This is a genomic window from Alteromonas sp. DY56-G5 (assembly GCF_041414725.1).
Classification (GTDB): Bacteria; Pseudomonadota; Gammaproteobacteria; order Enterobacterales; family Alteromonadaceae; genus Alteromonas; species Alteromonas macleodii.
In genome coordinates this window covers 48,230-65,286 of the sequence record NZ_JANHZQ010000030.1, presented here as the reverse complement: position 1 = coordinate 65,286, position 17,057 = coordinate 48,230, and the positions used below count along the sequence as shown (strand labels likewise).

At 46.3% G+C, this 17,057-nt stretch carries 10 protein-coding genes; 4 read left to right on the top strand and 6 right to left on the bottom strand.

Going from position 1 to position 17,057, the window contains the following annotated elements:
* Positions 1 to 118 precede the first annotated feature (118 nt).
* The 3 genes from NO989_RS14790 to parC all read right to left on the bottom strand — a co-directional run bounded on the left by NO989_RS14790 (position 119) and on the right by parC (position 5,185).
* Positions 119 to 2,287 (bottom strand): EAL domain-containing protein, encoded by a 2,169-nt coding sequence (locus tag NO989_RS14790; RefSeq protein WP_342340162.1) that lies wholly within the window; start codon positions 2,285 to 2,287, stop codon positions 119 to 121.
* Between the two features lie 12 nt (positions 2,288 to 2,299).
* Positions 2,300 to 2,836, bottom strand: coding sequence for a heme NO-binding domain-containing protein (locus tag NO989_RS14785; RefSeq protein ID WP_014948016.1), 537 nt, complete (start codon positions 2,834 to 2,836; stop codon positions 2,300 to 2,302).
* A 63-nt stretch (positions 2,837 to 2,899) separates the two neighbouring features.
* Positions 2,900 to 5,185 carry a DNA topoisomerase IV subunit A gene (gene parC, locus NO989_RS14780; RefSeq protein ID WP_014975471.1) on the bottom strand — a complete coding sequence of 762 codons (2,286 nt, stop codon included), beginning with the start codon at positions 5,183 to 5,185 and terminating at the stop codon, positions 2,900 to 2,902.
* Between the two features lie 326 nt (positions 5,186 to 5,511).
* On the opposite strand from parC, the gene NO989_RS14775 reads away from it, so the two are divergent.
* Entirely contained in the window at positions 5,512 to 8,640 is a 3,129-nt protein-coding gene (locus NO989_RS14775; protein WP_014975470.1) for a hybrid sensor histidine kinase/response regulator, read from the top strand.
* Between the two features lie 29 nt (positions 8,641 to 8,669).
* Here the strand turns inward: NO989_RS14775 and NO989_RS14770 are convergent, their stop codons facing one another.
* The 3 genes from NO989_RS14770 to NO989_RS14760 all read right to left on the bottom strand — a co-directional run bounded on the left by NO989_RS14770 (position 8,670) and on the right by NO989_RS14760 (position 13,816).
* Positions 8,670 to 9,365 (bottom strand): DUF2982 domain-containing protein, encoded by a 696-nt coding sequence (locus NO989_RS14770; protein ID WP_075177774.1) that lies wholly within the window; start codon positions 9,363 to 9,365, stop codon positions 8,670 to 8,672.
* A 165-nt stretch (positions 9,366 to 9,530) separates the two neighbouring features.
* Complete coding sequence (locus tag NO989_RS14765) at positions 9,531 to 12,677, bottom strand: efflux RND transporter permease subunit (RefSeq protein ID WP_371342801.1); 3,147 nt, start codon at positions 12,675 to 12,677, stop codon at positions 9,531 to 9,533.
* Positions 12,677 to 13,816 carry an efflux RND transporter periplasmic adaptor subunit gene (locus NO989_RS14760; protein WP_014975468.1) on the bottom strand — a complete coding sequence of 380 codons (1,140 nt, stop codon included), beginning with the start codon at positions 13,814 to 13,816 and terminating at the stop codon, positions 12,677 to 12,679. Before NO989_RS14760 ends, NO989_RS14765 begins: the two co-directional genes overlap by 1 nt.
* Positions 13,817 to 13,945: 129 nt before the next feature.
* Between NO989_RS14760 and NO989_RS14755 the strand changes: the two genes are divergently transcribed.
* From NO989_RS14755 to hemL, 3 genes are all read left to right on the top strand, one after another.
* Positions 13,946 to 14,593: a TetR/AcrR family transcriptional regulator gene (locus tag NO989_RS14755; RefSeq protein ID WP_014975467.1), complete on the top strand. Its 648-nt coding sequence runs from the start codon at positions 13,946 to 13,948 to the stop codon at positions 14,591 to 14,593.
* A gap of 163 nt (positions 14,594 to 14,756) precedes the next feature.
* Entirely contained in the window at positions 14,757 to 15,770 is a 1,014-nt protein-coding gene (locus tag NO989_RS14750; RefSeq protein WP_014948009.1) for an aspartate carbamoyltransferase, read from the top strand.
* Positions 15,771 to 15,774: 4 nt separating this feature from the next.
* The gene (gene hemL, locus NO989_RS14745) at positions 15,775 to 17,055 is read left to right on the top strand and encodes a glutamate-1-semialdehyde 2,1-aminomutase (protein ID WP_014948008.1); all 1,281 of its coding nucleotides are present in this window, start codon (positions 15,775 to 15,777) and stop codon (positions 17,053 to 17,055) included.
* The last annotated feature ends 2 nt before the right edge of the window (positions 17,056 to 17,057 follow it).

The following is a 17,057-nucleotide window of genomic DNA, read 5'->3' as shown; positions in this document are numbered from 1 at the left end:
AATATCGCGATCGCAGCCTTCGGCTGCTAGAAAAAATAAACCCCTCCGAAAAAAGAGGGGTTTATCATCAATCTGAAAGCCCGATAGGGCTTTTTTTGTTTATGCTTAGCTGAAGACATTACCGATTAGGCTCAGTAGTATGCCTTGCCAAGAACTGATCGTAAGGCATTGGTTTATCAAAGTAAAACCCCTGCATTAGCTGAATGTCGGCCTGCTCCATGAAAGGCAAATAAGACTCCAACTCTACGCCTTCAGCCACCACATCTATCTGCAAACTCTTTAACATGGCTATCAGACCATTAAATAGCGCATTGGCTTTACTATCTTGGTGAATACCCTGAATTAAGCTTTTATCCACCTTAACCACTTCAAACTGGAAACTTCGCAAGTAGCTAAGAGATGAAAAGCCACTGCCAAAATCATCCAGAGACAGTCTAAACCCATGATCACTCAACGTGTTTAATGCTCTAAGTGCTGATTTTTCATCGCGAATAAAGACCGACTCAGTGAGCTCTAGCTCAATAAATTCGGGAGACACATCATTATCCATACAGATAGACATTGCCTGATTTGGAAACTCTGGGTCAAGCATCTGATTAGCACTGATATTCACAGACAAAGGAATGGCATCTCCCTGCTGCGACTCCATTATTGAAATGTAATCACATGCCGCTTCCAGTGCTTGAAGACCAATAGCGCTGTCCAGCTTGTGCTCTTCTGCTATGGGAATAAACACTGCCGGCGATACAACACCGTGCAAGCCTGAAATCCAGCGACACAGTACTTCACCGCCCTTTAACTCGCCGTTTAGATCATATTTACCTTGAATATAGAAATCGAGAAGGTGGTTCTCTACCGTTCTGCGCAAGTCATTCACCATACTGACCTGCTGGGTCATGCTCTCATAGAGACCTGACTCGTAAATAAACGCCTGCCCTTTACCCAGCTCTTTCGCACGGTACATTGCGGCGTCGGCACACTGCACCAGGCTTTCTAGGTTATCACTATGTTCTGGAAATTCAGCAATGCCAATACTGGCAGACAGCCTAAGCTCCGACGTTTTTACGGTTATGGCGTCTTCTTCTATCTGGCTGATAAGCCGCTCAGAGCGTTCAGCAATTTCCTCAACATTCTGATTAGGCAATACGGCAATAAACTCATCACCACCCCACCTGCCGACTTCCCCTATCGGGCCGAATATGGCAGTAAGGAGCGCTCCTACGCGCTGAAGCTCAATATCCCCTCTTTCATGCCCTGCGTTATCGTTAATTGCTTTGAACCCGTCCAGATCAATAAAGACCAAAATAAAGTGCTGTTCTTTTTGTACTAACCCGGAGATGGACTCACGCAGCGAATTGCGATTGGAAAGGCCGGTTAACTCATCGTGCAATGCCAGTTGACGTAGTTTGGCTTCGTTGCGTTTTCTATCGCTGATGTCGCGCATTGTGGCAATCAAATAAGATGACGTTTGCTGGTAGGTCTCAAACAGAGCCACCGAGATATCGACAACCTTAATTTCGCCGTTTTGCGTCTTCACTTTCGACTCGAAGCGAATTTGTTTATCAAGCGCCAACTGCACTTCATCGACTTTCTCAGCAATGAATATTTGGTTGAAATCCAAACCAATGCATTGCTCTTTGAAAGGCGCAGCAATCAGCTGAATATATGCATCGTTACATTCTGTGATAACAAGATCAGGTGAGAGTACTAACATGGGCTCACGTGAGCTAGCAAAAGCAGAGGCCATTAAGTGAAACGATTGTTCAGCTTTTCGCTGTTGAGTAATGTCTTTTGTAGTACCAACAATTTGAAGCGCTTCACCCGCTTTTCCACGCTTTAGCACGCGCCCGCGCAGCCTTACCCACTGAAAATCGCTGTCGAGCTTTAAGCGAAAAGAAAACTCTATACGGTCACGATTGCCGTGTAGCGCCATGCTCCAGTGAAACTGCAGACCGTCTAAATCGTCCTCATGTACCCGCTCTAGAAGCTCAATTAAGGTGCCTGACCAGGTAGATACACTTTCAGAATGTAGTGAGAATGAGCGAAATTCCATAATGTCATTCTCTGCCTCCCAATTCCAAAAAGACTCCTGCGACGCCCATAGTGCAAGTTCCAAATCTTTCTGTGCACTTTGGCTTTTTTGAAGCGTAGCATACAAACTTTGCGTCTTTTCTCTCAGCAAAGCTTCGGCTTGCTCTCTCGCATTTCGCTCTCGCTTTAAACGCCTTTCAAGTAACGCAGCACGGTCGCTACCAGAAGGCGTGCTATGCGTTGTTCCATCTGACATAACATGCCTCCGTTAAACGAGAGATATACTAAATTCGTAGGTATGAGGCGTATCTAGTTGATGGGTTTCCCTTTCCAGGGTGCAGTTATAATGAGCTGCGGCTGCGTCCATCAAGCCTTCTGCTAAAGGATATAATTCTCTTTCAGAATAATACTGTAAGCGCATGGTGTTATCGGTTCTGGATATCACCGTAAATCGGGGTAGGTCGGCGTCTGGGTAGAGCTTCTTAACCTGAACATGAATGTCGCCGTCCAAGTGCTCCAGCATATCCAACATGCCTTCTGTATTGGCCAGCACGTCGCCATGCACTGCACCTAACTTACCAAATAAGTAATAGCCGAAATCGTAGAGTAGCTCGTTAGCTGACTTACCCGTTTTCTCCACCAGCACACCTAACAGGCGTTGCATTTGTTCAAACGGGTAATAGCCCACTGCGGTATAAGCGCCGTCGTTTTCTAACCCAGCTTCCATGATGACATCGTCAGCAAACTCAGGAGAAACTTTCTCCTCGAGCATATCGATTAACGATGTAAAAACTATGCCTAGCATGTAAATTCCTCATCTAATCCCTTTTTGAGTGTAGTTCACCTAAGCATAAGAACAACTTAAACTTTATGACAAATCTTCAGATGTTTCGTCCTTGCTGGGTAAGACAACTTCAACCGTATCAACCCGCTGTAGTCCTCGCGGTAATTTATTCCCTCTTCGGCCTCTTTCTCCCTGATAGTGGGTAAGGTCGTCAGCCGTCAGTGTCATGTTGCGCTTACCGGCTCCCACTTTAATTGCGGCACCATCAGGTACAACAGCAAGCACCTTCACGTACTCTTCTCGAGATTGCGATTTTGCAGAAGGAATATTGATAAGCTTGTTCCCCTTCCCTTTACCTAAACTTGGTAAGTCGCGTAGTGGGAACATGAGCATGCGACCTTCATTAGAAATACTTAGGCACCAATCGGAGTCTGGATTTGTAACCGGTGTTGGTTTCATCACTTTCGCCGCAGTAGGCAATGATAAGTAGGCTTTACCTGCCTTGTTCTTACTCACCATATCTTTAAATGTGCCGACAAAGCCGTAGCCTGCATCAGAACCTACTAAGAATTTGCTTTCGTCTTGCGCCATAATGACGTGTTGGAATGACTCGCCACCCACTATGCTGAAGCGCCCGGTTAGCGGTTCCCCCTGACTTCGTGCAGACGGCAACCCGTGAGCGTCACAAGAGAAAGTACGACCTGAACTGTCCATAAACACGGCAGGCTGATTGCTCTTGCCTTCGGCGCTGGATAAATAGGCATCACCAGCTTTGTAGCTTAAACCTTCCGCATCGATATCGTGACCTTTCGCACAGCGTGCCCAGCCCTTTTCTGACAGCACAACAGTTACAGACTCAGCAGGTACCAGCTCTTTTTCAGACAGCGCTTTAGCTTCACCACGCTCAACAATAGGTGAACGTCTGTCGTCACCGTACTTTTCAGCGTCTGCAAGGATTTCTTTCTTAATTAGGGTTTTAAGGCGGCGATCTGAGCCTAGAAGCTGCTGGAGCTTGTCGCGCTCTTCTGCAAGTTCATCTTGCTCGCCTTTAATCTTCATTTCTTCTAACTTGGCTAAGTGACGAAGCTTCAATTCCAGAATTGCTTCCGCTTGTGTGTCACTTAAACCGAATCGCGCCATTAATTCTGGTTTTGGTTTGTCGTACGTGCGAATAATTTCGATAACTTCATCGATATTCAAAAACGCAATTAATAAACCTTCTAAAATATGCAAACGCGCTAACACTTTATCTAAACGGTATTGCAAGCGGCGCGTCACGGTATCTTTTCGGTACTGCAGCCATTCAGACAAAATCGTACGTAAGTCTTTCACCTGAGGGCGACCGTCTAGGCCAATCATGTTCAAGTTGACACGGTAGTTTTTCTCTAGGTCGGTAGTTGCAAATAAATGCTGCATCAGCTGAGTTACATCAATGCGATTTGAGCGAGGCGTAATCACTAAACGGGTTGGATTTTCATGATCCGATTCGTCTCGGAGATCGCTTACCATCGGTAACTTTTTCGCCTGCATTTGCGCGGCAATTTGCTCTAGTATCTTGGCACCAGACGCTTGGTGAGGTAGAGCGGTAATAACAACATCACCGTTTTCTTCCATGTACACCGCGCGCATTTTTATAGAACCACGCCCAGTCTCGTACAGCTTTTGAATATCAGACTTTGGCGTAATAATTTCAGCTTCGGTAGGATAGTCAGGTCCATTAACGTGTTCTAGCACATCGCTAAGCTCGGCTTTGCTGTTGTCTAACAACATGGCACACGCGTTGGCCAACTCTCTCACGTTGTGAGGAGGAATATCCGTCGCCATGCCAACGGCAATCCCTGTCACGCCATTTAATAGGATATGTGGCAAGCGAGCTGGAAGCACGCTAGGCTCGTTTAGCGTACCGTCAAAATTAGGTACCCAATCTACCGTACCTTGTCCAAGTTCATTCAGCAGCACCTCAGAGAAGCGCGAGAGCTTAGCTTCCGTATAACGCATGGCAGCAAACGATTTCGGATCATCCGGCGCCCCCCAGTTACCTTGACCATCTACTAAAGGGTAGCGATAAGAGAAAGGCTGAGCCATGAGCACCATCGCCTCATAACAGGCAGAATCGCCGTGAGGGTGAAACTTACCCAGCACATCACCTACGGTTCTCGCCGATTTTTTATATTTGGCGTTTGCATTTAACCCTAGGTCTGACATCGCATAAATGATGCGTCGCTGAACAGGCTTTAAGCCATCCGAAATATGTGGAAGTGCACGGTCCATGATGACGTACATGGAATAGTTTAGATAAGCGTCTTCGGTGAAACGTCGAAGAGGAAGTTGCTCTACCCCATCGCGATTAATGATGATCTCGTCACTCATGATAGTTTTTTCGTTTTGTTATTAATACCAATGCGCTCGTGCTAGTTAGGCTGTCGATTGTGGACAATTTAGCGCACCACTTAGTGAAAGCTCCCGAGCGTTAAAGGCTATTGTGGGGTAAACCGCATTTGTGTGCAATCCTTGAAACCAATTGTCGCGACTTTTGGGTCTTACTCATTGTATGGGGTGAGGGTTTGTTTTGTTATTCTTCAAAGAGAGTGGTTAAATAGCATTGGGTGAAATTTGCCGTTCAATTTTCACTCTTACGAGTAAAACTAAAAAATAATAAAGCCCCTAATCAAACGGTAACGTAAGTACAGATAATCATGGCTATCTTTCGCGTATTCTTTTTTTTATTTCTTGTTGTAGGCAGTTACCTGCCTTCGAATGCCAGCGCGCAGCATATCGAGCAGCTCTTCGATGAAGAAAGTACGCTAGATTTATCAGACTCTCTGTATTTTTTATTTGAAACCGATTATCAGCTTACTATCAGCGATGTATCACGAAGACGCAATGACTTCCTTATGCATCCCCATGACAACCCTAATTTTGGGTTTCGTAATAATGGCATGTGGCTACTCACTTCTGTTGCCAATGTTTCAAACGATAAACACTGGGTGTTCTCAATAAATTTCAGCCAACTCGACAGTGTTGATTTTTATTTGGTGCAAAACGGCAAGGTAATAAAGCAAAGCCATCAGGGGAAAGCTCAAAAAGAACAGCGTTTTCGTGTTCCAACCTTTCGTGTTGAGCTGCCTGATAGCGATCCTGTCGACCTTTACATACGCATTGAAAGTCGCTCGTCTAGCCTAATTGCACCACTTCGAATTCAAGCCGAACCGCTACATAGCAGCTACTTCCAAATGGACAGCTTGCTCTGGGGCTTTTTCTACGGCGGATTGCTTATTCTCGCTATTTATAACCTTGCTCTATTTTTTGGCGTGCGGGAAAAAAGTCTGATTGCCTATGTTGGCTATATCGCTGCGGTTATTCTGTGGCAGTTTGTGTGGGGCGGCCATACGCACTTGCTGTTTAGTCAGGGGATCCCCTCTTGGCTGGTTGGGCATTCCGAGCTGATATTCGTAATTATTGGTATAAGCTCAGGCTTTTTTACCAAGACGTTTTTGGAAACGGAAAAGCACTCTCCCACGGCACATCCTGTCATTAACTTATTGTTGGTTTGCCAAGCGTTAACAGGGCTGGTGTGCTTCGTCGATCTGCTTCCTTCTATTTGGAAGAACAACCTAGTATACGGCGTGGGTCTTGTGGCGATATTGAGTTATATCTACGCCGGGTTCGAAGCATTTTTCAATAAGTTTAAGCCCGCGCGTTACTTCATATTTGCATGGAGTATGCTCGCCACCGGCGCAATTATAGGTATGTTAAGCCTTATCGGAATTTTACCTTCCAACGACTTCACCACCTATTGTTTTCAGGTGGGTGTTTTCTTAGAAGCAGGGCTCTTTTCCTTTGCATTAATGGAGAAAAGCAGAGGCCAGCTGGAAAGCGAAGTTGAGCAAGCAACAAATGATTTGCGCAACAATATGGAGCTCATTGAAGAGCAGAATGCCCGTTTAGATATCGCGCGCAAAGATGCGATAAAAGCCAGTAACGTTAAATCTCAATTTCTGGCCAACATGAGCCATGAAATTCGCACACCTCTTAATGCCATCTTGGGGTTCAGCAAAGAGTTGAACAATGCGTCGCTACCCACTGACCAGCAAGAGCAAGTCAGAATTGTAAACACGGCCGCGGATAACCTGCTAACAATCGTTAACGATATCCTCGATTTTTCTAAGATTGAGGCCGGTAAACTGCAAATTAATAATCAGCCTTTCTCGCCCAATAAGCTGCTCGAAGAAATGGTCACTATCATGGCTAAATCTTCCCACAGCAAGCGCATCGAATTTGTATTTGATTTGCACCCGCTCCCTGAAAAGCTCATTGGCGATGTGTTTCGTATTAAGCAAGTGCTCAATAACTTGTTAAGTAATGCACTTAAATTCACGTCCAGCGGCACCATTACGTTTTCGGTGAGCGGACGCTCGCTTCCTCATGGTATTCACGAAGTAAATATTACCGTTGAAGACACAGGTATCGGAATAAGCCGACAAGACAGAAAAAAGCTATTTAACGCCTTCTCGCAAGTAGACGACGCCCTTAACCGTAATTACCAAGGCACTGGATTAGGTCTCGTGATAAGTCGAGAGCTGGTTCGCTTAATGAACGGTGATCTAACGCTAAAAAGTGTATTAGGCCAAGGCTCTACGTTTAACGTATCACTACGTATGAACCAGTTAAGCCAGAAATATGCGTTAACTAGTAGTGAAGACTGGAAAGGTAAGAACGTGGTTATTTTCGACCCGGTACCTGCAACACGTCGCTCAAGTGCAAGCATGTTATCGATTTTGGGTGCGCAGGTTACCTCTGTTGAATCACTAGATTATTTGATGTCACTTAAAGGCCAGTACGACTTTTTCATGGCAACTGTGCCGGTAAGTAAGATGGGATTGCGGGATACCTATTTAAGTCGTTTTGTACAATTCCCTGCGCAAAAGCGCATACTTTGGTATTCCGGCCCTGAACCTTTTGCCCAATACCCAAGCCTGTCGCAACATTTCCATTCACAAGCGCGTATGCCGATGACGCTTACCAAGTTAGATAGCCTGGTGCACCACCATACAACGCCAGCTAAAAATGCGATGCAAGAGAAAATAGGCACGCTACCAAAAGCTAAAATTCTTGCCGTTGATGACATGGAAATGAATCTTAAACTGCTGCATACGTGGCTCGATCATTCTCCTGTCGAGCTCACCACAACGATTAGTGGACAAGACGCCGTCAATCAGTGCCAGACTCAAGAGTTTGACTTAATTCTCATGGACGTGCAGATGCCAGGCATGGACGGACTGCAGGCCACCCGAGAAATTCGTAAATCACCGTTGAATATGGGTACCCCAATAGTGGCAGTGACAGCCCACGCATTTAAAGAAGAGCAAGAAAGATTGCTTGCCTCTGGCATGGACGATTACTTACCTAAGCCTATTGAGGTTGAGCTACTTATTACGCTTATCAATTCGTGGTGCCACAATGTTGAGCCCGGTGAAATCGTCTTTCCCTCTATCGACTGGCAGCTAGCACTTAAACGAGCGAATCAAAATCAAGATACAGCAAAAGAAATGTTAGACAGTTTTATTGCGTTACTGCCCGAAACTATCGAGACACTTTCGGCGCTTTGGGACGATCAAGATTACAATGGGCTTAAGACCGAAGTTCACAAACTACACGGTGCGTGTTGCTATACAGGTCTGCCGCGCATGCAGCATTTAGCCAACGAAACAGAGAGCTCACTTAAACTTGGTCAGCACAAGCTAGTCGAGGAAAACTTACCAGCCCTTATTGCCGAAGCCAAGAAAGTGCTTAACGAGAGTAAATTGAAGGACAGCCGCAGCTAGGCAAATAAAGTCTAATTGCTACGATGAGCTTAGCTGGCTTCAGAAGACTGCCTAGCTTTCTGGCACTGAGCAATAAGTCCTGCAAACTCGCTGGCATCCCTATCTAGCTCTGAGCTCGCGATAAAAATATCATACCCAAGGCGCTTTCTTAGCTCTACCATACGATGTGCCAGCATAGCTTTAATGCCTTTAATGATGGTCCCGTCTTCCATAACGTACTGCTTATCGTCAAACATAGATTGCTCATAACAGCTTCCAGAGGCGCAATTCTCATCTGTGTTCTGCATTAGCAATGGCCGCTGCTCCATTAACAAGTGCGTTGCAAGCCGTGGTGAAATCGTATTGAGGAAATCCGTGTAACTTTTGATTTTGAAACCGATGGTTTCAAGGGGAATATGCTCCAGCCCATGACGAACACGGGGGCAATCTGCGCGCAGCAGGTTGTCCCAGTGAATACGCCAACTGCCCAGACGGTGGCGATAAGTAATATAGTCTTTGGCTATTTCCAAACTATAGTCGGGCTCACGAATTTTGAAGTACCCTACGAGCAAGCACACTAACGCGGCACTGGTGATAAAAATCCCCGCTAAGAACAGCCAATCGGGAAGAAAGGCTAACCACAGTGCCGCAATACACAAACCGATACAGCCCAGCACCAGGCTAGTAATACCGTTACTTTTCGAGGCAGCTCGGATATAGATTGGTTCGACACTAGTACCAGACATAAAAATACACCACCAACATGATTACGGCCCAAACGATATAAAGTCTCATGCGTTTACACTTAACGCAGTCGGTTTGCCACCAACGCAAAAGAGGATTTGATTTTCGCATACGCTAAGTAAGCCAAATTTATACGTGGGTTAAAAAGGGATAGTTTAACCGTAAAATTATGCCAATGTGTGATTTCTATAACGGTATCGTTGAAAAGCAGCCACTATAGTTGGCGTAAAGACTAACGACAAGATTACCGAGAACCCTACTCCACCAGCCAGCACCACGGCCAACGGCGGCCAAAAGCTACCTTCACTGAACAATAGCAAAGGAATCAATCCACCTACCGTTGTGAAAGTAGTCGATAAAATATGGCGGCTGCAGCTCATGGTTTCTTCAACAATGGCTTTCGTGTCTCCCTGCTTTGCTTTGGGGTTCGCGTTGATAGCGGCAATGACCACTATCGATCCGTTGATTGCTACGCCAATAAGGCCTGCACAACCTAGCAGCGGATTAAACCCAACCGGCAATCCAGATATCCAAAGACTGAACATACCCAGCCCTACAGAAAGTATCGCCACTAATCCGATTACACCCGCCATGCGCAAGCTGGTAAAAGTCAGAATGAGCGTAGTTACCATAAGAACCAACAGCACCGGCGCATAGGTCGCTAATTTACCTAATGCTTGCTGCTGTTCATCAGCGTCTCCAGCTAAATGAATACGATATCCTTCGGGAAGAATTAATCGACTTTCGAGCAGATCTCGCAAATGATTACTTGCATCAATGGCCGGGACACCAGGAAGCAAAAACGCCTGAATACGATTTAGCCTTTCGCCATCAAGGCGCGTAATACTGCTGGTTGCAGGCTGAAGCGTTAAGTTTGTTACGGCAGCAAGTGGCGACCAAGAAATAGCATTGTCTCCTGCAACCGGAATTGGCATGGCGTCTACGCCCGTTACATTTTGTCTATACGCCTCGTCTAGCCTTACGCGTACAGGAATTTCTTCTGTGCTTTCCAAAACAGAACCACCGGTAATACCTGAAAAGTTTATCTGCATTTGATTGGCAAGCTCGGAAAGCGTAAGCCCCAAGTAAGACAGGTTATCGCTGTCCGCGTTTATTTTAAGCTCGGGTTCTCCCATTGAAACGCTGGTTATAGACTGTGAAATGCCGTCGACTTCAGACATTAACATGCGTACTTTGTCGCCTAGGTCGTTCAACACATTCAGATCAGGGCCGAAAATCTCTACCTCAACAGGCGCCGCAATAGGCGGACCCTGCCCAAAGGCTCGCACTACAATTTGTACTTCTGGATACGCGCTATCAAGCTCTTGTTGTAGTTTGCCCACTAGCGCAACGGCGTCATCCACTGTATCTGTCGACACCACAGCATTTGCGAAATAAGGCATGTTGTCACGCGTCATCATCTGGTTGTAGTACACCGACGGCGCAGAGCCCCCGACTAACCAACTAACTTGTTTCACGCCTTGCTCACTGCGAATAGCACTATCTATTTTTTTAACATAGCTCGTTGTGTTGTCGATACTGCTCCCTTCTTTGGTCCACAGGTACACTTCGAACTGGTCTCTATCTGCACTTGGGAAAAACACATTCGCCAAGGTGCCCGACAATACAAAACCCGATAAACAAAGGATAGCAATAACCGGTAACACCAAAATTGGCTGTTTAACCCATCTACCCAATTGCTTTTTAAAAGCGAGACTGAGCTCTGGCGCTTGTAATCCCACTTTCCACCACGCCTTCGATGCTATTTCATGTTGCGAACTATTGTCGTGCTTTGGCAAAAATCGGGCAGCGAGGGCTGCAATGATAGTAAGAGAAATAAACAGCGAGCCAATAAGCGCCATCACCACGCTAATGGCAATCGGGCCAACAAAGTCACCGATGTTTCCGTCTAAAAGAAAGATGGGCATAAAGCCTAAAATGGTCGTCAGCGTTGAAGCCAAAAGCGGTACAAATAGATGTGAAACGCTTTTGGCCATAGCACCTACTCGCGTTAAATTGGGATCTTGTAAATTAATGCGAATTTCATCGGTAATAACAATGGCATTATCGATAAGTAAACCAATGGCGATGATCATGCCAAAGATAGACATTTGGTGAATTTGCTCGTCGTAAAAACTTAAAGAGAACAAGGCAAAAGCGGCGCATAAGGGAAGTGCCAGGCCCACAATCCACGCAGCACGAAACCCCATGAAAAGTAGAATAACCATCATGACCACGGCGCACCCCATAAGCAGGTTCATCGATAAGTCAGCAAGGCGAGTAGCGGTATATTCGTTTTGCTCAAATGCAACGGTCGCGGTTAAGGTTCCGCTGAAGTCTTTATTGAACTGTTCCACTACTGCTAATGCATTTTCTGTCCATACATCAGAACGCAGTGAGGGCTGCATACGCGCTGCCACAAAGATAGACTCTTCACCATTTAGAAATGCCACTTCGTTGCGAGGGGTAGTGAAACTGCGCTCCACTGTAGCAACGTCTTCTACCCGTAAGTAGCGGCCTTGCTCGTTAACTAAGGGAATTGAAGCAATCATGTTCACGCCATTTAAGCCCTCTCCCACTGTAAAGCGCAAATTACTTTGCTGGGAGTTAAGCATACCCGCAGGTAATTTGGGGTCGGCGCGGCTTATCAAATTGCTTACTTGCTGTAAGGTAAGACCCGTTGCGGCAAGCTTAATAGGGTCGATATTGACGCTAATCTCTTCCTGCGGTGCGCCGTAAACACGCACTAGCTCAGTGCCGTTAACGTTTCGCAGCCTGTCTGTAAGTTCTTGAGCCAAACGCGCGGTGAGTGTAATAGGGGTATTTTCAAAGTGGTCTGCTCGCACAGATAGCAATAAAGTGAACGCTGTCGCGCCGCGCTTTTCATCGAAAACTGGCGCCATGGCACCTTCAGGGAATGACTCAGCGGCAGCGCCAATGGCATCGCGAATTTCACTGAATAGTTGTTCGTTACTTGCATTATTTATCCAGTCTTGCGTCTCTATGAGAATGATGGAGATACCAGCACGCGACGTGGACTTCACTTCCTTTATTTCAAATATTTCTCTAAGCCTGTCTTCAAGCACATCACTAACCAAAGCCTCTACCCGTTCCGCCGACGCGCCTGGGTATTGAGTGATGATCAGTGCGTTTCGCGTATCTATTCGCGGGTCCTCAATACGCGGCAGAGAGCCTAATGCTGACAACCCTGCTGTGACTAGCACCAGAAGACTCAGTATGAGTAAATGCCCTCGTCGGTAAAATAGGGTATACCATGGATAAGATTTATCTGAGCCGAAGTTAAATGACTTCATTAGCGTGCCCCAGCTTGATGTTGACTGGGGATTGATACCATTTGGCCAGGTGCGAGTTTGTGTGTACCTTCGCTTACGTAAACCTCTCCATCTTTAAGCGCTCCGCGCACAAACGCGTTGTTTCCGTCGGTATATACAACCTCCACTACACGGGCTTCAAGTGTGGCGTTTTGCTCGTTTGATAAAACAAATACGCGCCACAAACCGCGCAAGCCGTTGCTTAGCGCGTTAACCGGCAGCCAACTTCCTGTCTCAGAGTGAGAACGAAATCCAGACAAAATGGCCATGTCACCGGGGCGTACCCGCTCATTACTATTTAATGTCACTAAAATATCAATGGTTCGCGTTTGCACGTTGCGAACAGGTAAGCGCTGCGTAACAGTACCCGCCACATCAATATCCCCAACGCTAACCAGCACCGGCTCATTAAGGTCAAATTGATCTACAACATCGGCAGGTACCGCGAAACGTGCCTGATAATTCTCTATGCCCGTTATTCCAAACACGGGGGTTCCAGCGCTAACTACACTGCCTTCATCAAAAAAGCGTCGATTGACTACGCCATCGAAGGGAGAAATAAGGGTCGTTTTTTCTATTTCCACATTCAGTGATTCAAGAGCAGCCTGCATTTCACTAACTTGGGCCTTAGCGACATTGAGACTTGCCTTGGTTTCGTCTAGTCGCTGCGCTGATTCTAGCTTTTTCTCAACCAACGACGTGGTTCTTTCGCTGTTTACTCTAGCAAGTTCAAGGTCGGCGTTCGCACGCTCAAGTGAGGCTTGAAGCTCACGTTTTCTGGCATTGAGACGCTGAATATCTTGACGGGCTAGAACATCTCCCTTGCTTACTACATCGCCCTCTTCAACAAGTAATGTATTGACTTGCCCTGCCATATCGAATGAAAGCGAAGTGGCCCGTGGGGATTCGATAAGCCCAAAAACATTGATTGGAGTTTCAAAGCCCGATTGAATTTTGACTGTTCCAGTGGACACTGCAACGGGAACTCTTGCCTCTGGCGTTTGTGTCGCATTACCAAGACCTGCCGTCATCAAAAGAATGACCAACGCTGCAGTAAAAACGGCAATAGCGATAATAAGTGAGAGTTTGCCACTTTTAGAAGGCGTCGTTGCAGCAGTCATAACATTTCCTTTAACCAGTTTAGCGTTTGCTCTGGGCTATATTTGCATACTTATTGTGCTATGCTAGTATATAAATACTAGACCGTCCAGTTTGATATTTAAATATTCGTCAATAAAGTGAGAACGAACGTGGCTACCACTCGAAAGCAAGGCCGACCTAAAAGCGAAGAGAAATACCATCTTATATTGCATGCAGCGTCTTGCCTGTTTTTAAAAGAGGGTTTTGCCAACACATCTATGGACACTGTGGCTAAAGCCTCAGGTGTGTCTAAACAAACGGTCTATTCTCATTTCGAAGGAAAAGATGCTCTTTTTAAAGCGGCAATCTCATCGAAATGCAGATCATACCAACTCGACACCCAGCAACTTATCGACGCCACTTCAGGTTCACTCTCACTATTAGAATGTTTACGAAAAGTTGGCTGTCAGTTTGTGCGACTATTACAAGATCCTGAAGCCATTGCTATCTTTCGAGTAATTATAGCTGAAGCGGTAAATAGCCCTCATGTGGCAACACTTTTTTATCAGGCTGGCCCCGAAGCTTCCCTATCTACATTGAGTGATGTCATAGAGAAGTTCGGAGAAGGTAGCTTAAGCCGTGATATCGCCCAACAGCTGGCAGTTGACTATTGCGCCCTGCTTAAGGGGGAATATCACACCATGATGCTGTGCGGCATACAGTCTCCGCTTCAAGACGAAGCGATCACAGCCCACGTAAATAGCGCGGCTGAAAAGATCCTTTTACTCTTTACCCACTATACTCAGCAACACAATTAGCCGACATCTGTGCACATGCACACTTGCATTTTGATTTGTGGAAAGCCCTTTTCAATAAAACGCCAAACTGAGAAAAACGTAAGGCAAGATTAACGTTGCGCTAATGACTTAACCCCAGCGGTATTATAAACTAGCGCCGTTTTCGTTGATGATTGAGAAGCGCATGTCTGACTTTACCGGTAACCACATTCTTTCGGTTAATCAATTCGATCGCGAGGCCATTGAGAAAGTGTTCTCAGTTGCCAATTCCATGCAACCCTATGCCAAACGACAAAAGCGCACAACCGTGCTAGATGGCGCCATTCTCGGTAACCTTTTCTTTGAGCCAAGTACCCGTACGCGAGTTAGCTTTGGTACCGCATTCAACCTTTTAGGTGGCGAAGTTAGAGAAACCACCGGCATGTCGAGCTCTGCGCTGGCTAAAGGTGAGTCATTGTACGACACAGCCCGTGTGCTGAGCGGCTATTCCGACATTATTGCAATGCGACATCCTGCGGCGGGTTCAGTGGCAGAATTTGCCGAAGGTAGTCGTGTACCGGTTATCAACGGTGGTGATGGTGCAAACGAACACCCAACCCAAGCACTGTTGGACTTGTTCACGATTAAACGTGAACTGGAATACAATGGCCACGGCATTGACGGCTTACACATCGCCATGATTGGTGATTTGCGCTACGGCCGAACAGTACACTCTTTATCTCGCTTGTTATGTTTGTTTAAAAACATTCGCTTTACGCTCATTTCGCCAAAAGAGCTGGCCATGCCTCAGCCCATCATAGACGCCATCGAAAATGCGGGGCACCAGCTTACGATTACCGATACCCTTGAAGGAAATATGGATGCGGACATATGCTATCAAACACGCATTCAGGAAGAGCGCTTTCCTTCTCAAGAAGAAGCCAACAAATACCGAGGTAAGTTCCGCCTTAATCAGTCGATTTACACGAAACACTTTCAGTCGAAGACCGTTATCATGCATCCACTTCCACGAGATTCACGTATGGAAGCCAACGAATTAGATAACGATCTAAACCTTAATCCAAACCTCGCCATTTTTAGACAAACCGACAATGGTGTACTTGTCAGAATGGCATTGTTTGCGCTTACTCTGGGTGTAGAAAACCTTCTCACTAAGTACGAGCGTGACGTTGTTTGGTACAGCAATAAGAGTAAGTAATTACATGCAAAAATCTGAAGCCCTATTTACCCGCGCCCAAAAAACCATTCCTGGTGGCGTAAATTCACCCGTTCGCGCTTTTAAAGCGGTAGGCGGTACACCTCGTTTCATCACGAAAGCTGATGGCGCTTACATGTGGGATGCGGATGGTAAGCAATATATTGACTATATTCAGTCTTGGGGCCCTATGGTTCTTGGTCACAATAACGCTCAAATTCGCGAAGCGGTTATTGAAGCGTCGTATAACGGCCTGTCTTTCGGTGCACCTACCGAAGCTGAAGTGATCATGGCTGAGTTGGTTAGCGAACTGGTTCCATCTATGGAAATGGTACGCATGGTGAACTCTGGTACAGAGGCCACTATGTCAGCTATTCGCCTGGCTCGCGGCTACACCAGCAGAAACAAAATTGTTAAGTTTGAGGGCTGCTATCACGGGCACGCCGACTCACTGCTAGTGAAAGCGGGCTCAGGTGCCCTAACCTTAGGTGTACCAAGTTCACCGGGTGTTCCAGCAAATGTTGCTGAGCATACGCTTACCGTTGAATACAACAACCTAGACAGCGTAAAAGAAATCTTCGAAGCCCATGGCGATGATATTGCGTGCATTATCGTTGAACCTGTCGCAGGAAACATGAACTGTATCCCTCCTGTGGAAGGCTTCCTTGAAGGACTTCGCGCTATTTGTGACCAATATGGCAGCGTATTGATTTTTGATGAAGTAATGACAGGCTTCCGCGTATCTCGCGGCGGGGCGCAAGAGCGTTACAACATCAAACCAGACCTGACTTGCTTGGGTAAAGTCATTGGCGGCGGCATGCCAGTGGGCTGTTTTGGTGGCCGTCGTGACATTATTACTCACATAGCACCGACAGGGCCAATTTACCAAGCGGGTACGCTTTCTGGTAACCCAGTAGCAATGGCTGCAGGTCTTGCTGCTTTAACGCAAATAAAGCAGCCTGGACTTTACGATTCAATTTTTGAAAATACGCAAACGCTAGTGGATGGTTTCCAAGCCCTCGCTGACAAACACAATATTAGCCTAACTACTAATATTGCCGGCAGTATGTTTGGGATATTCTTTACTGACGTAGAGAAAGTCACGAACTACAAGCAAGCAATTAACTGTAATACCGAGCAATTCAACAAGTTCTATCACGGTATGCTAGAGCAAGGCGTTTACTTGGCACCTGCATCTTATGAAGCGGGCTTTGTTTCTAAAGCGCATGACGCTGCAGTCATTGAGCAAACCCTTGCTGCAGCAGATAAAGTGTTCTCAACGCTTTAAGT

Bases quoted from the DNA above. Each gene is read 5' to 3' on its own strand.
- NO989_RS14750 (WP_014948009.1), top strand. From the start codon at position 14,757: ATGTCTGACTTTACCGGTAACCACATTCTTTCGGTTAATCAATTCGAT.
- NO989_RS14760 (WP_014975468.1), bottom strand. From the start codon at position 13,816: ATGACTGCTGCAACGACGCCTTCTAAAAGTGGCAAACTCTCACTTATT.
- NO989_RS14785 (WP_014948016.1), bottom strand. From the start codon at position 2,836: ATGCTAGGCATAGTTTTTACATCGTTAATCGATATGCTCGAGGAGAAA.
- hemL (WP_014948008.1), top strand. From the start codon at position 15,775: ATGCAAAAATCTGAAGCCCTATTTACCCGCGCCCAAAAAACCATTCCT.
- parC (WP_014975471.1), bottom strand. From the start codon at position 5,185: ATGAGTGACGAGATCATCATTAATCGCGATGGGGTAGAGCAACTTCCT.
- NO989_RS14765 (WP_371342801.1), bottom strand. From the start codon at position 12,677: ATGAAGTCATTTAACTTCGGCTCAGATAAATCTTATCCATGGTATACC.
- NO989_RS14790 (WP_342340162.1), bottom strand. From the start codon at position 2,287: ATGTCAGATGGAACAACGCATAGCACGCCTTCTGGTAGCGACCGTGCT.
- NO989_RS14775 (WP_014975470.1), top strand. From the start codon at position 5,512: ATGGCTATCTTTCGCGTATTCTTTTTTTTATTTCTTGTTGTAGGCAGT.
- NO989_RS14770 (WP_075177774.1), bottom strand. From the start codon at position 9,365: ATGTCTGGTACTAGTGTCGAACCAATCTATATCCGAGCTGCCTCGAAA.